We start from the raw sequence: 14,428 nt of genomic DNA on the forward strand, positions 1-14,428 counted from the left end.
GGTCGATGAGGGGTGTGAATTTGATTCTGGCAGAAAGAATATGGTTAAGACAGGCGAGAAAATAAATGTCTGATCTGCTAATTCCTCAATCGTTACCAATCGCGGAGGAGAATCGCTCCATGGGATTGCGAGACCTCTTCCGCCGACCGAGCGCCCCGGCGGGCGTCACGCCGAGCGTGCCGACGCACGTGGCCGCGGAGCCGGGCGGCCCTCGTTCCGAAGCCGGTCCGCCTCCGGCGCGGCTGCGCTCCTTCCCTCTGAAGCTCGCCGTGATGCAGCGCCTCATGTACGACGAGGGTGCGGTGCTGCCCGCCTTCACGATGCCCGCGAGCCTGCACCCCGGCGCCCCGGTGGAGGACTGGTTCCGCGGCTATCGGCTGCCCGCCGCCCTCGTTGCTGAGGTGGCGATGCTGCGGTTCTCCCGCACGAACGAGGTCCTTCGTCAGCTCGATCCCCGCTGGGGCGCCGATGACGCGCGTTTCGACATCGAGGAGCTCACCGACCGCGATCTCGATCAGCTGCCCGCACTGGCGGAGGTCTCGGATCCGGAGGCCATGCTCTCGGCGGCCGCGCGAGATGCGCTGGCGAAGCGCGGGATCCGGATCGTCTGAAGCCCGACGTCAACGCCACGGGCCCCGCACCGGAGTGCGGGGCCCGTGGCGTTGACGTCAGTTGGTGGCGGAGGGAGCCGGTGCCACCGGAGTCTCGGAGCCGTCCGAGGTGGGCTCGACCGCGGGAGCCACCTCGCCGGACGGGACGAACGGTGCCTCGCCCTTGACCACGGCCTGCCAGTTGTCGGGGAGCACGTAGTCGGTGTAGCCGCACTCCTTCAGCTCCTGCGGGAGCTGCAGGGTCAGGCGGGCCTTGCCGTCGGCCTGGGCCTGGGCGATCGTGCCGGCGTGGATGGTGTTGTCCGCCGACTCCTTGTTGACCGCCGACGCCTCCTGGCACAGGTGGTAGACCGAGCCGGACGTGGTCCAGTACACCTTGTCGCTGCCGGTGATGTCCTGCACTAGACCGGCCTGGTTCGCGTACTCCTCCTGAGATGCGGGCGAGTAGTCGATGTTCGAGGCCACCGCCGCACCGGCGATCACGATACCGATGATCCCGGCCAGGGCCTTCTGTCCGCCCGTCATGTTCTTGTTCGTGAACACCAGGATGATGAGCGGGAGGAACGCCACCACGGAGATGATCGCGCCCAGCTGGTTCTGCACGAAGAAGCGCACCGGATCCTTGCGGGAGGCGGGATCGAGGTCGTTCGCCTTCTTCCAGAGCTGACCGCCGGTGATCGCCAGCGCGCCGATCACCACGAACATCACGATGAGCAGCCACATGATGACGGGGTTCTGGCGGAGCACCCAGAAGATCGCGAACGCCTCGCCGGCGATGGCGAGCGCCCAGAGCACGGCTGCGATGATCCGGAAGCGCGTGGCTTTGCTCTTCGCCTCGGCTGTCGGGCGCCAGGTGGGAGCCGACGCATCCGCGGCAGGGGTCTCGACGGTCGACTCGACGACCTTCTTCTTCGGGCGCTGCTCGGCCACGGGGTCCTCCAGAAGCAATGGGGCGGGACGCGGTCATCGATACGACGACCATCCACATTGTGCCCGATCGGGCCCGAAACCCTGGAGAAATCCGGCTCAGCGCAACGATCGAGACCGTTTTGACCCCCTTTTTTTCGCGAATCGCGGAAAAAAGGGGGTGAAACCCGCGTATTTCCGCGTTTTCGGGGGTGCGGTTGATACTCTCATCCCGGTCGAACGACTCTCCGGGGGCTTCCGCCTCCGGGGTGAACAACTCACGACGCGGCGATCCTCGCCGCTGGAGGATCATCACATGGCTGACAAGTCCATCACCAAGACCGAGCTCGTCGCGAGCATCGCCAGCGCCACCGGTCAGAGCCAGGCTGCTGTTTCGGGTGTGCTCGACGCTCTCTTCTCCACCGTCTCCGAGGCCGTCGCCAAGGGCGCCAAGGTCTCGATCCCGGGCTGGATCGCGTTCGAGCAGGTCGACACGGCTGCTCGCACCGGCCGCAACCCGCAGACCGGCGCCGAGATCAAGATCCCGGCCGGCAAGCGCGTCAAGGTGACCGCTGGCTCCAAGCTCAAGGCTGCCGTCAAGTAATTCCGTCGAAGGGGCGGGGTGCATCACGCACCCCGCCCCTTCGCGTTTTCGCGAATCCATGATCGTGCGCTGGAAGCATGAGGGATTCGCTCCTTCCGTCATGATTTCGGCGCATGATCCTGCGCCGGAGACAACCGCTGTCGCTGATTCCGTCCTCGGCAGTGGCTCCCAGGCCGCGAGCCTAGGCTGGTGGGGTGGATTCCCGCTCCCTCCGCCTCATCGGTCCGATCATCCTCGCCGCCACCGCGCTCGTCGGCGTGCTCTGGGCGCTGGGATTCGGCGGCGGCGCCGCGCCACTGCTGCTGGCCGACGCCGGTCCTGTGGTGCGGTGGGGCATCCCGATCGCCAAGCTGGTCGTGAACCTCTCGGGTGCGGGCATGGTGGGATCCGTGGTGATCGCGCTGTTCGCGCTGAAGCCCGGCCAGAAGTCCTTCGAGCGTGCGCTGGATGTGACCTCCATCTCCGCTGCCGTGTTCGCGGCCGCGGCCGCCACCGTCGGCATCTTCAGTTCTGCCAGTGCCGTAGGGGCCCCGATCTCCCTCGATGACACGTTCGGCAGCACCCTCGGCCGCTTCCTGGGCACCGAGGCCGGTATCACCTGGCTGATCACGACGCTCGCGGGAGCGGCCATCTCCGTGCTCGCCTTCGCCGCTCGCGGCTGGTTCGTCTCCGCCGTGACGGCGGCGCTCGCGATCGCGGCGATGGTTCCGATGGCCACCCAGGGTCACTCCGGTGACCTCGCCAACCACACCATCACGCTCACGGCGATGGTGCTGCACACCGTCGGTGCCGCGGTCTGGGTCGGTGGCCTGCTCACCCTGGTGATCATCCGGCCGCTGATGCGCAAGCGCATGGTCGATGTGCTCTACCGCTACTCCACGCTCGCGCTGGTGTCGTTCATCGTGGTCACGCTCTCGGGCGTCGTGCGCGCCTACGTGGCCGTCGGCGACTGGTCGGCGCTGGCCACCCCGTACGGCATCCTGGTGCTGGCGAAGACCGCGCTGCTGGTGTTGCTCGGCGTGGCCGGTGCGATGTATCGCCGCCGGCTCATCGCTCAGGGCGGGGCCGACAGCACGGGCGGACCGTTCTGGACGCTCGTCGCCGTGGAGCTCGCGCTCATGGGGCTCGCGAGCGGGATCGCCGCTGCGCTCGCCCGCTCCGAGCCGCCGACAGGTCTCGCTCCGACCCCGGTGCAGACGCCCGCACGCATCATGACCGGCTCGGATCTGCCCCCCGAGCTCACCCCCATGCGCTGGCTCACCCAGTGGGACGTCGACATCCTCTGGGCGCTGGCCATCATGTTCGGTGCCTTCTTCTACATCGCGGGCGTGGTGCGACTTCGCCGTCGCGGGGACTCCTGGCCCATCTATCGCACCGTTCTCTGGTTCGTCGGGCTGCTCCTGCTGCTGTGGGTGACCTGTGGTCCGGTGAACGCCTACGGCGACTACCTCTTCAGCGTGCACATGCTGGGCCACATGCTCCTGACGATGGCGATCCCGCTGTGCCTGGTGGCCGGTGCTCCCGTCACGCTGGCGCTGCGCACCATCCACAAGCGCACCGACGGGACCCGTGGCGGCCGCGAGTGGATCCTGTGGGCCGTGCACTCGCCGTTCTCGCGCATCATCACGCATCCGATCGTCGCTGCGGCGATCTTCGTCGCCTCGCTGTGGGTGTTCTACTTCACCGATCTGTTCCGCTGGTCGCTGTACGACCACCTCGGCCACGAGTGGATGACCGTCCACTTCCTGATCTCGGGGTATCTGTTCGTGCTGTCGCTGATCGGCGTGGACCCGATCCCCTACCGCTTCCCGCACGCCGGACGACTGATCACCCTCATCGCGGTGGCCGCCATGCACGCGTTCTTCGGCATGGCGATCATGATGAACACCGGGCTGATGGTGGCCGAGTGGTACGGCTCGATGGCGCGTCCGTGGGGTCCCACTCCGATGGACGACCAGTACATCGGCGGCGGCATCGCGTGGTCGATCGGCGAGATCCCCACGCTGATCGTCGCCATCACGGTGGCCATCCAGTGGAGCCGGTCCGACGCCCGTGCCCAGAAGCGCAGCGATCGGCACGCCGATCGCACGGGCGATCAGGAGCTGGCCGAATACAACGCACGCCTGGCTCGCCTCGCCGAGCGCGACAGCGTGGATCAGAAGTAGGAGAATCCGCCGAAACGAGGACGATTCCGGCGTGATGCCCTCGCGCCGGCGTCGTTCTCCTCGTTTCGCGACGCGGACGTCAGCGGGTGTCGGGTCCCGTGACCACGATCGAGGCGCGCCCGTCGGGGAGGATCGTGATCGTCCCGTTGATCACGAACGGGACATCCTCGCTGAGGTGCTGCTTGGTGTCGTCGGCGATCATCGTGACGTCCACCTCGATGTGTGCCGTGCCCTCGGTGTTCGGGATGATCCAGTTCTCCCCGGAGGGCAGTACCGTGACCTGTGGCATCTTCACGATGCTCCAGGTGGGCGGTCCGTCGATGCGGTTCTGGACGAACCGTCCGAACGGGCAGCTGGTGGGCTGGAGCACCTGCTGCTCGGCGCACTGGGTGAGGAAGGCGTCGACCTTTTCCTGCACCACCTGCACGAAGCTCGTGGTGGGCTGGGCCTGCACCTCGATCGGCAGCTGCGTGAGCGGTGAATCGGCCAGGACGGCGACGCCGGGAGTGGCCGAGATGCTGGTGTCCACGGAGATGGAGTAGAGCCCGGGCGTGAAGACCAGCAGCGGCACGGGGGCAGCCGGATCGGCATCCACACCCGCCGCCGAGACCTGGCGCTTGTCCATCGTGAACCCGTTGACCGTGAACTGCATGGCGCCGAGGACCGTCAGATCCACCACGGCGAGCGGCGTCTTCGCGAAGCGCCAGGACGGCAGGAACCCGATCCACCCGTCCTGCTGCACCTCGAACACGGTGCTTCCCGCGTTCCCGCCGGCCTGATATTCCACGTGTACCCGGGTGATGTCGCCATCCGCTTGTTCGTCCACGACGTGCACGTCGGTGAGCGGAGCGAGTGCCGTGCTGCGTAGCAGCGCATCCGAGGCTGCGACGTCCACGCCCGCAGCTTCCAGATCCGCTGAGTCGATGCCGACGCCCGGCACCTGGAGGGCATCGGCTGCGCGGCCACCGGCGAGCAGATCGAGGTAGTTGACCACGAAAGCGCTGGGGCTGTAGAGCGACTGGTAGGCGGCCCGGTAGCCGACGACCCCCGCGGCCGCCACGACGACCACGGCGACGGCGATGAGCGTGAGATCCATCGCGAGAGGACGCTGGCGATCGCCATCTCCCCTGACCCGAAATCCCACCCTGCCAGTCTAGGAAGGCACGGTGCGAAACCGCCGTGATGGGACCGTATCGATATCTCCCCAGCCGTGGTGGGGCATGCCGCAGCCTCCGGGATCCTACGATGGAAGGGTCGTCCGGATCGCGGAGCGCGGGGTCACCGGCACGCGACACACCCATCATCGCCACCGAGGAGTCATGTGAGCGTCCCGTCCCTGTCCGCCGAGCAGGAAGCCCTCTTCCGGCTGATCGAGGACACCCGGGAGCATGTGTTCGTGACGGGCCGTGCGGGTACGGGAAAGTCCACGCTGCTGCAGCACCTCGCCTGGAACACCTCCAAGCAGATCGCGGTGTGCGCCCCCACCGGGGTCGCCGCGCTCAACGTGGAGGGGCAGACGATCCACTCCCTGTTCCGGCTGCCGATCGGTCTCATCGCCGACGGGGAGATCGAGCAGAACGACGCCACGCGCAAGATCCTGAACGCCATCGACACCCTCGTCATCGATGAGGTCTCCATGGTGAACGCCGATCTCATGGACGCGATGGATCGTTCCCTGCGACAGGCGCGGGGCCGGCGGGGCGAGGCGTTCGGCGGGGTGCAGGTGGTCATGTTCGGTGATCCGTATCAGCTCGCCCCGGTGCCTCCGCGCGGGGACGAGCAGCGGTACGTCGACGACCACTACCGCTCGTTCTGGTTCTTCGACGCGCATGTCTGGTCCGGTGAGGACCCGGGTGCGGACGGCCTGCTCGATCTCGGCCGCCACGGCGCCCAACTGCACGTGCGCGAGCTGGTGGAGATCCACCGGCAGTCCGACGACGGGTTCAAGGCGATGCTGAACGCGGTGCGCTACGGACGCGTGACCGCCGACATCGCGGGCGTGCTCAATCGCACGGGCGCACGCGTGCCTCCGGAGGATGCGGATGAGCCGATCATCACGCTCGCCACCCGCAACGACATCGTCAACCGCATCAATGCGCGCCACCTCGCCGCGCTGAATGGGCGGGAGCAGACCGCGGTCGCGGAGATCAACGGCGACTTCGGCCGTGGTGAGGCGAACTATCCGGCCGACGCGGAACTCAAGCTCAAGATCGGCGCGCAGGTGATGTTCCTGCGCAACGACACCCAGGCCTTCCCGGAGCCGCCGCGCTACGTCAACGGCACGATCGGAACGGTGACGGCCATCTCGGGCGATAGCGTGCGGGTGGACGTGGACGGCGACGAGTTCGACGTGGAGCCGGTGGTGTGGGAGCGCTATAGATACGTCTACGACCCCGGATCGAAGAAGCTCAACCGGGAGATCGTCGCGGAGTTCACCCAGTTCCCGCTGCGCCTGGCGTGGGCGGTCACCATCCACAAATCGCAGGGAAAGACGTACGACCGCGCGATCATCGATCTCGGCTCCGGCGCGTTCGCGCCCGGGCAGACCTATGTCGCGCTGAGCCGGCTGACCTCGCTCGACGGGCTGTATCTCTCACGTCCACTGCGCCCCAGCGACATTCGGGTGGACCCGGATGTGCGTCGATTCATGATGAACGCGCATCGGGGAACTCCCGCTTCATAGTGCGCACATGGCTCCCCTGGCCGGTGGGGGGAGCAATGTGCGCGCAATGAAAGGTGTCAGGCGGCGGCGGATTCCTTCGCGCGCTGCAGGTCCACGAAAACATCGGTGTTGAACTGGTACGCCACGAGGACCTCCTCGATGACTCGCTCCTTCTCGGCGTCGTCCCACGGAGCCGCATCCAGCTGCTCGCGATAGGTGTCCTTGAAAGCGGACGGGTCGGCGATGTCGCCGAAGATGTAGAAGCCGATGCCATTGGTCTCGAAGCCGAACTGGCGGGCCATCACCTTTCCGATGAACTGTCCGCCGGACAGGTCGCCGAGGTAGCGGGTGTAGTGGTGCGCGACGAACCCGCTCACCCAGGTGCTGCCGACCTGGTTGATGCGGTCCACGTAGCGGCGCGTGGCCGGGAGGGGCTCGATCTGCGTACGCCAGTCGGGTCCGAGCAGGAACTCGAGATCCGCCTCGAGCGCCGGCATGCGGGTCAGCTTCTCGCTGATGAACGTGGCCGCGACGGGATCGTGCCGCATGCGCTCGGTGGCAGCCTCCAGCGCCTCGTACATGAAGTAGTGCTGCGCGACGAGGGCGATGTAGTCCTCGCGGGTGCCCTGTCCGCGCATCAGTGCGGACATGAAGCCCGCCCCCTCACTGTCGGAGTGCGCACCGTGAGAGCGCTCGCGGATGGCGGTGGAGAGGGAGATGATGTCGGCCATACGGCAAGTGTAAGGCAAACCTAAAAACCTTCACATCAGATGAAGGTTGTTCCCAGGATGGGTCAGTGCTGATGCGTTCCGGGGCCGGGGCCTTCGGCGCGCCGGGGCTTCACTCCCATGACCTTGCATGCGGCGACGTACAGTGCCACGACCTGCTGCCGTACGGCCGGCCGCTCATCGATGGGACCGTCCGGCCAGGCGATGCGCAGCGCACGGGTGCCGTCCGGCGTCTGCACGCTCCAGTCCGAGCCGTCGCCATCGAAACCGGTCATCTCCACCGCGGTGGCTTCCGGGGCGCCGAACGCATGCGCGATAACGAGGTTGTCGGCGGTGTGGTCGTCGTTCATGTGCGCGAGCACGGCGGTGATGACGGAGGAGTCGAACTGGTGGGTCACCCTCTCAGCGTACGCTCGGCCCGCTCACGGGCGGTTGCATAGACTGCTCCTTGTGATCCGTACAGTTCCGCGCGCCCGCGCGATGCGACGCGCCGCGGCTGCGGCCGTGGCATCGGTGCTCGCGATGACCGTCTTGGCCGGCTGCACCTCGGGAGAGACGGCGAAGGTGGACGTCCCGGCCCTCGCCGACGGCAAGCTTCCCGCCGAGACCGTTTCACAGCTCACCGACATCGTCACGAACACCGCTGCTCAGTACGGCGCAACCGGTGCCATCGTCGGCGTGTGGGTCCCCTGGTCCGGCAGCTGGGTGGCCGGCATCGGCACCGACGCCCAGGGGGCCGACGTCTCCGCCGACATGTCCTTCCGTGTGGGAGGCATCACGCGTGAGATGACGTGCGACGTGCTGCACGGCATGGTCGACGATCACATCGTCAAGCTCGACGACGCCGTGAACACCTATGTGGTGGGCATCCCTGGTGCTGCATACGACGGCATCACCCTCGGGATGCTGTGCGACGGCACCTCCGGACTCCCGAACGTCCCCGGCTCTCTGCGCGAGTCCAACTACGACACCCTCGACCGGGTGTGGCAGCCGCGCGAACTCGCGAGCTTCGGGCTGAGCCTGGCCGGCCGTGGCGAGCCGGGCGCCGCCTATGACGGAGCCGACACCGGTTACCTGCTGCTCGGCATGGCCCTGCAGCAGGCCTCCGGGCTGAACGCGTCCGAGCTCTACGCGAAGTACGTCACCGCGCCGCTGGCGCTCGCGTCCACGCAGCTTCCCGACGTCGTCGGTGCCGATCCCACCCCGGCGCCCGCTCTGCAGGGCCTGTACTCTCCCCTCACCGAGAGCGGCATGCGTGCGTGCGACGCCTCGATCGATGTGACCGAGTCCTCCTCCAGCGCAGGATTCACCGACAGCGGCGTCACCTCGACGATCACGGATCTCGGCCGCTATGCGATCGCCGTGGCATCGAAGAGCGACAAGAAGACGATGCCGGCGGAACGCTTCGAGAACCCTCTCGCCGTCTCGGCGGACGGTCCCAGCTGGTACTCCGCGAAGGGCGGGTCGTTGTTCGCGGGAAGTCTCGTCGGGCAGAAGGGTGCGGCGCCCGGGTACTCCACTGCCGCCTTCTCCGACCCCACGACGGGACTGACCGTGGCGGTGGCGCTGAACAACGGCACGGCGGGCGCGGACATCGCCCAGTCCGTGGCGTTCGCGCTGGCTGCCGTCGCCTCGAAGGCGCCCGCCGCGAGCGGGCAGACCGCACCCGACACCGGCATGCCGTGGACGGTGGAGGAGATGATCCAGCCGCTCGCCGCCCGGGCCATGTGCCCGCAGCCGCAGGGATGACCCACCGCATCAGCGGGTGCGATGACGCGCCCGCGGTGACACTCCCGTGAAGCGAGGCGGGTCCAGCTCCGCCATCGCCCTCGTCTGTGCCGGGATGATCGGCCAGGAGTGCGGTGCCGCGATCGCCGTGATGGTCTTCCCTCAGGTGGGCCCGCTCGGCATGGTGGCCCTGCGCCTGTTCTTCTCCGCCATCGTCCTGCTCGCGATCGCCCGTCCCACCGTGCGGGGACGCACCGCCGCGCAGTGGCGCTCCGTGGTGTTCTTCGCGCTCGCCCTGGCGTTCATGAACGGGCTGTTCTATCTGGCGCTGGCCGAACTGAGCCTGGGCGTCACCGTGACGATCGAGGTGCTCGGCCCGCTCGCGCTGTCGATTCTCGCGGCTCGACGCCGATCCGCGTGGGTGTGGGCGGGCATCGCCCTCCTGGGCGTGATCGCACTCGGTGGCGGCGGGTGGGACTCGCTCAACCCGGTCGGTGTGATCTGCGCGCTCGACGCAGCCGTCAGCTGGGCGTGCTACATCCTCGCCTCGGCGCGGGTGGGAGCGGAATTCGCCCAGCTGGATGGTCTCGCGCTCGCGATGAGCCTCGGCGCCGTCATCGCGCTGCCCTTCGGCATCGCCTCGGCGGGCGAGGTGCTGCTGCGCCCGGAGGTGCTCGGCCTCGGCCTTGCGGTGGCTCTGCTGAGCTCCACGATCCCCTACACGCTGGAGATGATCGCGCTGCGCCGGCTGCCGGCCTCGGTCTTCGCCATTCTGATGAGCCTCGGGCCGGCGACCGCGTCACTGGCCGGATTCCTGCTGCTGGGGCAGCACCTGAGCCTGCTGGAGATCGCGGGAGTGGTCCTCGTGATCCTCGCCTCGATCGGCGCCGTGATCACGAGTCCGCCGAAGGCCGTGCCTCCGGCGGAACCCGTGGGCTGAGGCGCCGGATCAGCGGACCTGCGTCACCTCGAACTGCAGGCGCGGGTGTGCATAGGCCTCCTGCGACTCGACGAGCTGCAGCTCGCGCTCGCCGGAGTCGAGGGTGTTCTGCAGCAGATCGAAGACACTCGACACCGTGCGCGCGAGTGCGGTGGCCGCCGAGCGGGTCTCCAGGTAGTGGGCGGTGAACAGCGCTGCCGTCACATCGCCCGAGCCGTTGGCCTTCATCGGCAGGTGCGGAGTCTGCACGATCCATGCACCAGAGTCGTCCACGGCGAGCATCTCGATCGTGCCTTCGGGCCGGTCCGAGCGCTCCACGCTGGTGACCAGGGCGATGGAGGGGCCCATCGCGCGCGCGGCGTCGACGGAGGCGAGGGTGGACTCGAGCGTGTCCGGTTCGGTGCCGGTGAGGAAGCCCAGCTCGAACTGGTTCGGGGTGATGATGTCCGCCGCCGGTACGACCTTCTCGCGCAGCAGCACCGGGATCGCGGGGGCTACGAAGCATCCCGACTTGGCGTTGCCCATCACGGGGTCGCACGCGTACAGCGCATCGGGGTTGGCCGCCTTCACGCGGGCCACGGCGTCGAGGATGACGTCACCGATGCCCTCCCCGCCCTGATATCCGCTCAGCACGGCATCGATGCCGCCGAACACGCCCCGCTCCTCGATGCCGGTGATGATGTCTCGGACCTGCTCCGGATCCAGCAGGGGGCCGCGCCATGCGCCGTAGCCGGTGTGGTTGGAGAAGTTGACGGTGGGTACCGGGAGCACTTCGACGCCGATCCGCTGCAGCGGGAAGACGGCCGCGGAGTTGCCGACGTGCCCGTAGGCGACCGCGGACTGGATCGAGAGGATCTTCATCCCTCCATGATCCCACTCGTCGCGCACACCCTGCGCCGGTCTCACGAACTGCGGATGCCGCCGGTGATCTCGGTATCTTCTGAGACCACGGCCGCGCGTGGTCTCAGAAAACGTATGGCGCCGGAGCACGGACAGCAGGAAGTGAGACCAGACGGAGGGCAGGGGCGCTGACGAGGGCGGGAGGCGTAGCGTGAGGGCATGACGTCGCGACTGCCTGCCCTGCTCGGAATCGACTCGCCGATCGTCCTCGGGGCCTTCGGCGGGCTGTCATCGGTGGAGCTCACCGCCGCGGTGAGCAATGCGGGCGGCCTCGGCTCCTATGGTCTCTACGGCTACGACGCCGACCGGATCACCCGCACCGCGGCCGAGCTGCGGGCGCGGACGGATCGGCCCATCGCCCTCAACCTGTGGATGCCCACGGGCGACGAGGTCTCGCCGGACGACGTCGACTGGGAGGCGGCGACAACCGCCCTCGCCCCGCTGTTCGAACAGGTGGGGCTGGAGGTGCCCGAGCGTCCGGCGCGGTTCCTGCCCGATGTGGACGAGCAGCTCGAGGCCGTGATCGCGGCCCGCCCCGCCGTGCTCAGCGTCGTGTTCGGCGTGCCGGACCGGCAGACCATGGAGCGCCTCCACGAGGCCGGCATCGTCGTGGTGGGTACCGCCACCACCCCGGCCGAAGCGGTGTTCCTGGAACGTGCCGGAGTGGACGCCGTGGTGGCGACCGGGCCGGAGGCCGGAGGGCACCGGGTCTCGTTTCTGGCACCCGCCGAGGAATCGCTCATCGGGACGATCGCCCTGGTGCCGGCTGTCACCGACGCGGTTTCAGTGCCCGTGATCGCGGCGGGCGGGATCGCCGATCGTCGCGGGGTCGCCGCGGCGTTCGCGCTCGGCGCCGAGGGGGTCCAGATCGGGACGGCGTTCCTGCGCGCGGCCGAGTCTGCCGCGCCGGCCTCGCACCGCGCCGCGCTCGCGGGCGTGGCCGAGTCGGGAACCGTGCTGACCCGCGCGATGAGCGGTCGCCTCGCACGCGGGGTGCGAAACGTCGCCGTCTCGGCCATCGAAACCGGCGAGTCCATCGCCCCGTTCCCCGCGCAGAACTGGCTCACCGGCCGCTTCCGCTCGCGTGCCGCCGAACTCGACCGCGGAGAGCTGCTGTCGCTGTGGGCGGGGCAGGGGGCGTCGCTGCTGGCCTCGTCGTCGCCGGCCCCCTCTGCCGCGGACGTGTTCGCCGAGCTCGCCGCCGGCCTCCCACACTGAACCGCGCCGCCATCAGACCGTGCCGTCATCAGACCGCGTCGTCATCAGACCGCGTCGTCATCAGACCGCCGGTCGCCGCGCTGCTCGACGGTGCCCGTGATCCGTCGCCTCACCGTCCCGCCCGGGCATCGTCCCCGCCGTCGCTGTCGTCCCTGGCGTCTCTGTCGTCCCTGGCGTCGCTGTCGTCCTGCCGTCGCTGTCGTCCCCGCCGTCGCTGTCGTCCTGGCGTCGCTGTCGTCCCCGCCGTCGCAGTCGTTCCTGGCATCGTCCCCGCCGTCCCTGTCGCCCCGGCGTGGCCGCGGGACGTTCCGAACGTGGGCGAGAACCGGCGCAACGCGGGCACTCTCGCCCGCAAAGGGAAGTCCCGCAGGGCTTCGTGACGGGATTTGACGATGGATCGATCCCGCGGGGTCCGGGCGGGGATACGGTCGAAGTATGAGTCCGGACTTTCCCGATCAGCTGCACGCGGACGCGCCCCATGTGGACGCCGAGGTGACGGCCGAGCTGTTCAAGCTCGCGTTTCGCGGGCACCCGGGTGGCGTCGCCGTCATCACGGCGGACGCCGGAGCGGGACCTGTGGCACTGACGGCGACCTCGGTCGCATCGGTGAACGCCGACCCGCCGCTGCTCATGTTCTCCGTCACGACGCTCTCCTCCGCCACGAAGGTCATCGTCGAGGCCGACACCGTCGTGGTGCACCTCCTCGATGCCCAGGATCTGGAACTCGCCCAGATCGGCGCCACCAAGGGGATCGACCGCTTCGCCGACACCGAGTCGTGGACGCGTCTGTCCACCGGCGAGACCGTGTTCCACGGGGTGCGGGCGTGGCTGCGCTGCCAGATCATCGACACCATCGACGCCGATGGATCCACGGTGATCGCGGCACGGGTGCTGCAGGTGGGGATGAACCGCGACATCACCGCGGGCGACACCACGGATTCCCTCGCGTACGTCAACCGTCGCTGGCATCGTCTCGGCGACCACTCCGCCATCGACGCTCCCACCACGCGTCCCCCGGCGTAGCCGGAGTCCCGAAGCCGTTCATAGCGCGCAAATGGCTCCCATTCGGGGTGAATTCGAGCGATGTGCGCGCGATGAAAGCACGACCTCCGTCGCGACCGGGGGCCGTGCGAGACGGCGATAGGGTCGAGGGGTGCTGGGCGTCGAGGAACTGACCTGGGGAACCCTCATCCTCATCGTGCTCGCGGGCTTCGCCGCGGGCTGGATCGATGCGGTCGTGGGCGGAGGCGGGCTACTGCAGTTGCCCGCTCTGCTGCTCGTGCCCGGTCTCGCCCCGGTGCAGGCGCTGGCCACCAACAAGCTCGCCTCGATCTTCGGGACCACCACGAGCGCTGTCACCTTCTACCGGCGCGCGAAACCGGACCTGCGCACCGCACTGCCGATGGCCTTCGTCGCGCTGTGCGGATCGCTGGGCGGCGCCTTCGTCGCCACCGTGCTGCCATCGTCGGCGTTCAAGCCGATCATCATCATCGCCCTCATCGTGGTCGCGGTGATCACCGCCGTGCGCCCGCAGCTGGGCCGCGAGGCGGCGCTGCGTTTCCACGGCCACCGCCACTACGCGATCGCAATCGGCGTGGGCGCTGCGATCGGCTTCTACGACGGGATGATCGGCCCCGGCACGGGCAGCTTCCTCGTGATCGCTCTAGTGGGCCTGCTCGGCTATGACTTCCTGCAGGCGAGCGCGAAATCGAAGATCGTCAACGTCGCCACCAACCTCGGTGCGCTGCTGCTGTTCATCCCGCACGGATCGGTGATCTGGGCCCTGGGCATCGGGCTGGGCGTCGCCAACATGGCGGGAGGCTATCTGGGCTCACGGATGGCGATCGCCCGCGGTACCGGCTTCATCCGCGCGGCGTTCCTCATCGTCGTCTCGGTGCTGATCATCAAGCTCGGCTTCGACGTGTGGAACGAGAACGTCGCCCCGGCCCTGGCGGGCTGAGGCGAC

14 protein-coding genes are annotated in these 14,428 nt (G+C 68.3%); 9 read left to right on the forward strand and 5 right to left on the reverse strand.

Annotated elements, in window-relative coordinates:
* The first annotated feature begins 119 nt into the window (after nt 1–119).
* Nucleotides 120–611: a DUF6892 domain-containing protein gene (locus ACIQJ5_RS00205; RefSeq protein WP_402839621.1), complete on the forward strand. Its 492-nt coding sequence runs from the start codon at nt 120–122 to the stop codon at nt 609–611.
* 57 nt (nt 612–668) lie between these two features.
* Here ACIQJ5_RS00205 and ACIQJ5_RS00210 read toward each other — a convergent pair whose 3' ends face one another.
* Nucleotides 669–1,541 (reverse strand): hypothetical protein, encoded by an 873-nt coding sequence (locus ACIQJ5_RS00210; RefSeq protein WP_402839623.1) that lies wholly within the window; start codon nt 1,539–1,541, stop codon nt 669–671.
* Between the two features lie 292 nt (nt 1,542–1,833).
* Here ACIQJ5_RS00210 and ACIQJ5_RS00215 point away from each other — a divergent pair, with 292 nt between their 5' ends.
* Nucleotides 1,834–2,121 (forward strand): HU family DNA-binding protein, encoded by a 288-nt coding sequence (locus ACIQJ5_RS00215; protein ID WP_231091026.1) that lies wholly within the window; start codon nt 1,834–1,836, stop codon nt 2,119–2,121.
* 194 nt (nt 2,122–2,315) lie between these two features.
* The gene (locus ACIQJ5_RS00220) at nt 2,316–4,286 is read left to right on the forward strand and encodes a cytochrome c oxidase assembly protein (RefSeq protein WP_231091025.1); all 1,971 of its coding nucleotides are present in this window, start codon (nt 2,316–2,318) and stop codon (nt 4,284–4,286) included.
* A gap of 79 nt (nt 4,287–4,365) precedes the next feature.
* Here the strand turns inward: ACIQJ5_RS00220 and ACIQJ5_RS00225 are convergent, their stop codons facing one another.
* Entirely contained in the window at nt 4,366–5,430 is a 1,065-nt protein-coding gene (locus ACIQJ5_RS00225) for a hypothetical protein (RefSeq protein ID WP_402839627.1), read from the reverse strand.
* A gap of 177 nt (nt 5,431–5,607) precedes the next feature.
* Here ACIQJ5_RS00225 and ACIQJ5_RS00230 point away from each other — a divergent pair, with 177 nt between their 5' ends.
* Complete coding sequence (locus ACIQJ5_RS00230; protein ID WP_402839630.1) at nt 5,608–6,969, forward strand: ATP-dependent RecD-like DNA helicase; 1,362 nt, start codon at nt 5,608–5,610, stop codon at nt 6,967–6,969.
* Nucleotides 6,970–7,025: 56 nt separating this feature from the next.
* On the opposite strand, the gene ACIQJ5_RS00235 is transcribed toward ACIQJ5_RS00230, so the two are convergent.
* Nucleotides 7,026–7,679 carry a heme oxygenase (biliverdin-producing) gene (locus ACIQJ5_RS00235; RefSeq protein ID WP_402839633.1) on the reverse strand — a complete coding sequence of 218 codons (654 nt, stop codon included), beginning with the start codon at nt 7,677–7,679 and terminating at the stop codon, nt 7,026–7,028.
* A gap of 62 nt (nt 7,680–7,741) precedes the next feature.
* Nucleotides 7,742–8,074, reverse strand: a complete 333-nt coding sequence (locus tag ACIQJ5_RS00240; RefSeq protein WP_231091021.1) for a DUF2470 domain-containing protein — start codon at nt 8,072–8,074, stop codon at nt 7,742–7,744.
* Nucleotides 8,075–8,126: 52 nt separating this feature from the next.
* Between ACIQJ5_RS00240 and ACIQJ5_RS00245 the strand changes: the two genes are divergently transcribed.
* Together ACIQJ5_RS00245 and ACIQJ5_RS00250 are read left to right on the forward strand one after the other, a co-directional pair.
* A complete protein-coding gene (locus ACIQJ5_RS00245) occupies nt 8,127–9,425 on the forward strand; it encodes a serine hydrolase domain-containing protein (RefSeq protein ID WP_402839637.1) in 1,299 nt (432 codons plus the stop codon).
* 94 nt (nt 9,426–9,519) lie between these two features.
* Nucleotides 9,520–10,344, forward strand: a complete 825-nt coding sequence (locus ACIQJ5_RS00250; protein WP_402841994.1) for an EamA family transporter — start codon at nt 9,520–9,522, stop codon at nt 10,342–10,344.
* A gap of 9 nt (nt 10,345–10,353) precedes the next feature.
* Here ACIQJ5_RS00250 and pdxY read toward each other — a convergent pair whose 3' ends face one another.
* Nucleotides 10,354–11,205, reverse strand: a complete 852-nt coding sequence (gene pdxY / locus ACIQJ5_RS00255) for a pyridoxal kinase PdxY (protein WP_402839640.1) — start codon at nt 11,203–11,205, stop codon at nt 10,354–10,356.
* Nucleotides 11,206–11,403: 198 nt separating this feature from the next.
* Here pdxY and ACIQJ5_RS00260 point away from each other — a divergent pair, with 198 nt between their 5' ends.
* The 3 genes from ACIQJ5_RS00260 to ACIQJ5_RS00270 all read left to right on the forward strand — a co-directional run bounded on the left by ACIQJ5_RS00260 (nt 11,404) and on the right by ACIQJ5_RS00270 (nt 14,422).
* Nucleotides 11,404–12,462 (forward strand): NAD(P)H-dependent flavin oxidoreductase, encoded by a 1,059-nt coding sequence (locus ACIQJ5_RS00260; protein ID WP_402839643.1) that lies wholly within the window; start codon nt 11,404–11,406, stop codon nt 12,460–12,462.
* A gap of 435 nt (nt 12,463–12,897) precedes the next feature.
* On the forward strand, nt 12,898–13,485 hold the full coding sequence (locus ACIQJ5_RS00265; protein WP_231091017.1) for a flavin reductase family protein: 588 nt from the start codon (nt 12,898–12,900) through the stop codon (nt 13,483–13,485).
* 130 nt (nt 13,486–13,615) lie between these two features.
* Nucleotides 13,616–14,422, forward strand: a complete 807-nt coding sequence (locus tag ACIQJ5_RS00270; RefSeq protein WP_402839646.1) for a sulfite exporter TauE/SafE family protein — start codon at nt 13,616–13,618, stop codon at nt 14,420–14,422.
* Nucleotides 14,423–14,428: the final 6 nt, after the last annotated feature.

It is taken from the genome of Microbacterium sp. GXS0129 (genome assembly GCF_044769785.1).
GTDB lineage: Bacteria > Actinomycetota > Actinomycetes > Actinomycetales > Microbacteriaceae > Microbacterium > Microbacterium nymphoidis.

Coding starts and splice junctions, on each gene's coding strand:
- ACIQJ5_RS00205 (WP_402839621.1), top strand. CDS start 120: ATGGGATTGCGAGACCTCTTCCGCCGACCGAGCGCCCCGGCGGGCGTC.
- ACIQJ5_RS00215 (WP_231091026.1), top strand. CDS start 1,834: ATGGCTGACAAGTCCATCACCAAGACCGAGCTCGTCGCGAGCATCGCC.
- ACIQJ5_RS00235 (WP_402839633.1), bottom strand. CDS start 7,679: ATGGCCGACATCATCTCCCTCTCCACCGCCATCCGCGAGCGCTCTCAC.
- ACIQJ5_RS00250 (WP_402841994.1), top strand. CDS start 9,520: ATGATCGGCCAGGAGTGCGGTGCCGCGATCGCCGTGATGGTCTTCCCT.
- pdxY (WP_402839640.1), bottom strand. CDS start 11,205: ATGAAGATCCTCTCGATCCAGTCCGCGGTCGCCTACGGGCACGTCGGC.
- ACIQJ5_RS00260 (WP_402839643.1), top strand. CDS start 11,404: ATGACGTCGCGACTGCCTGCCCTGCTCGGAATCGACTCGCCGATCGTC.
- ACIQJ5_RS00265 (WP_231091017.1), top strand. CDS start 12,898: ATGAGTCCGGACTTTCCCGATCAGCTGCACGCGGACGCGCCCCATGTG.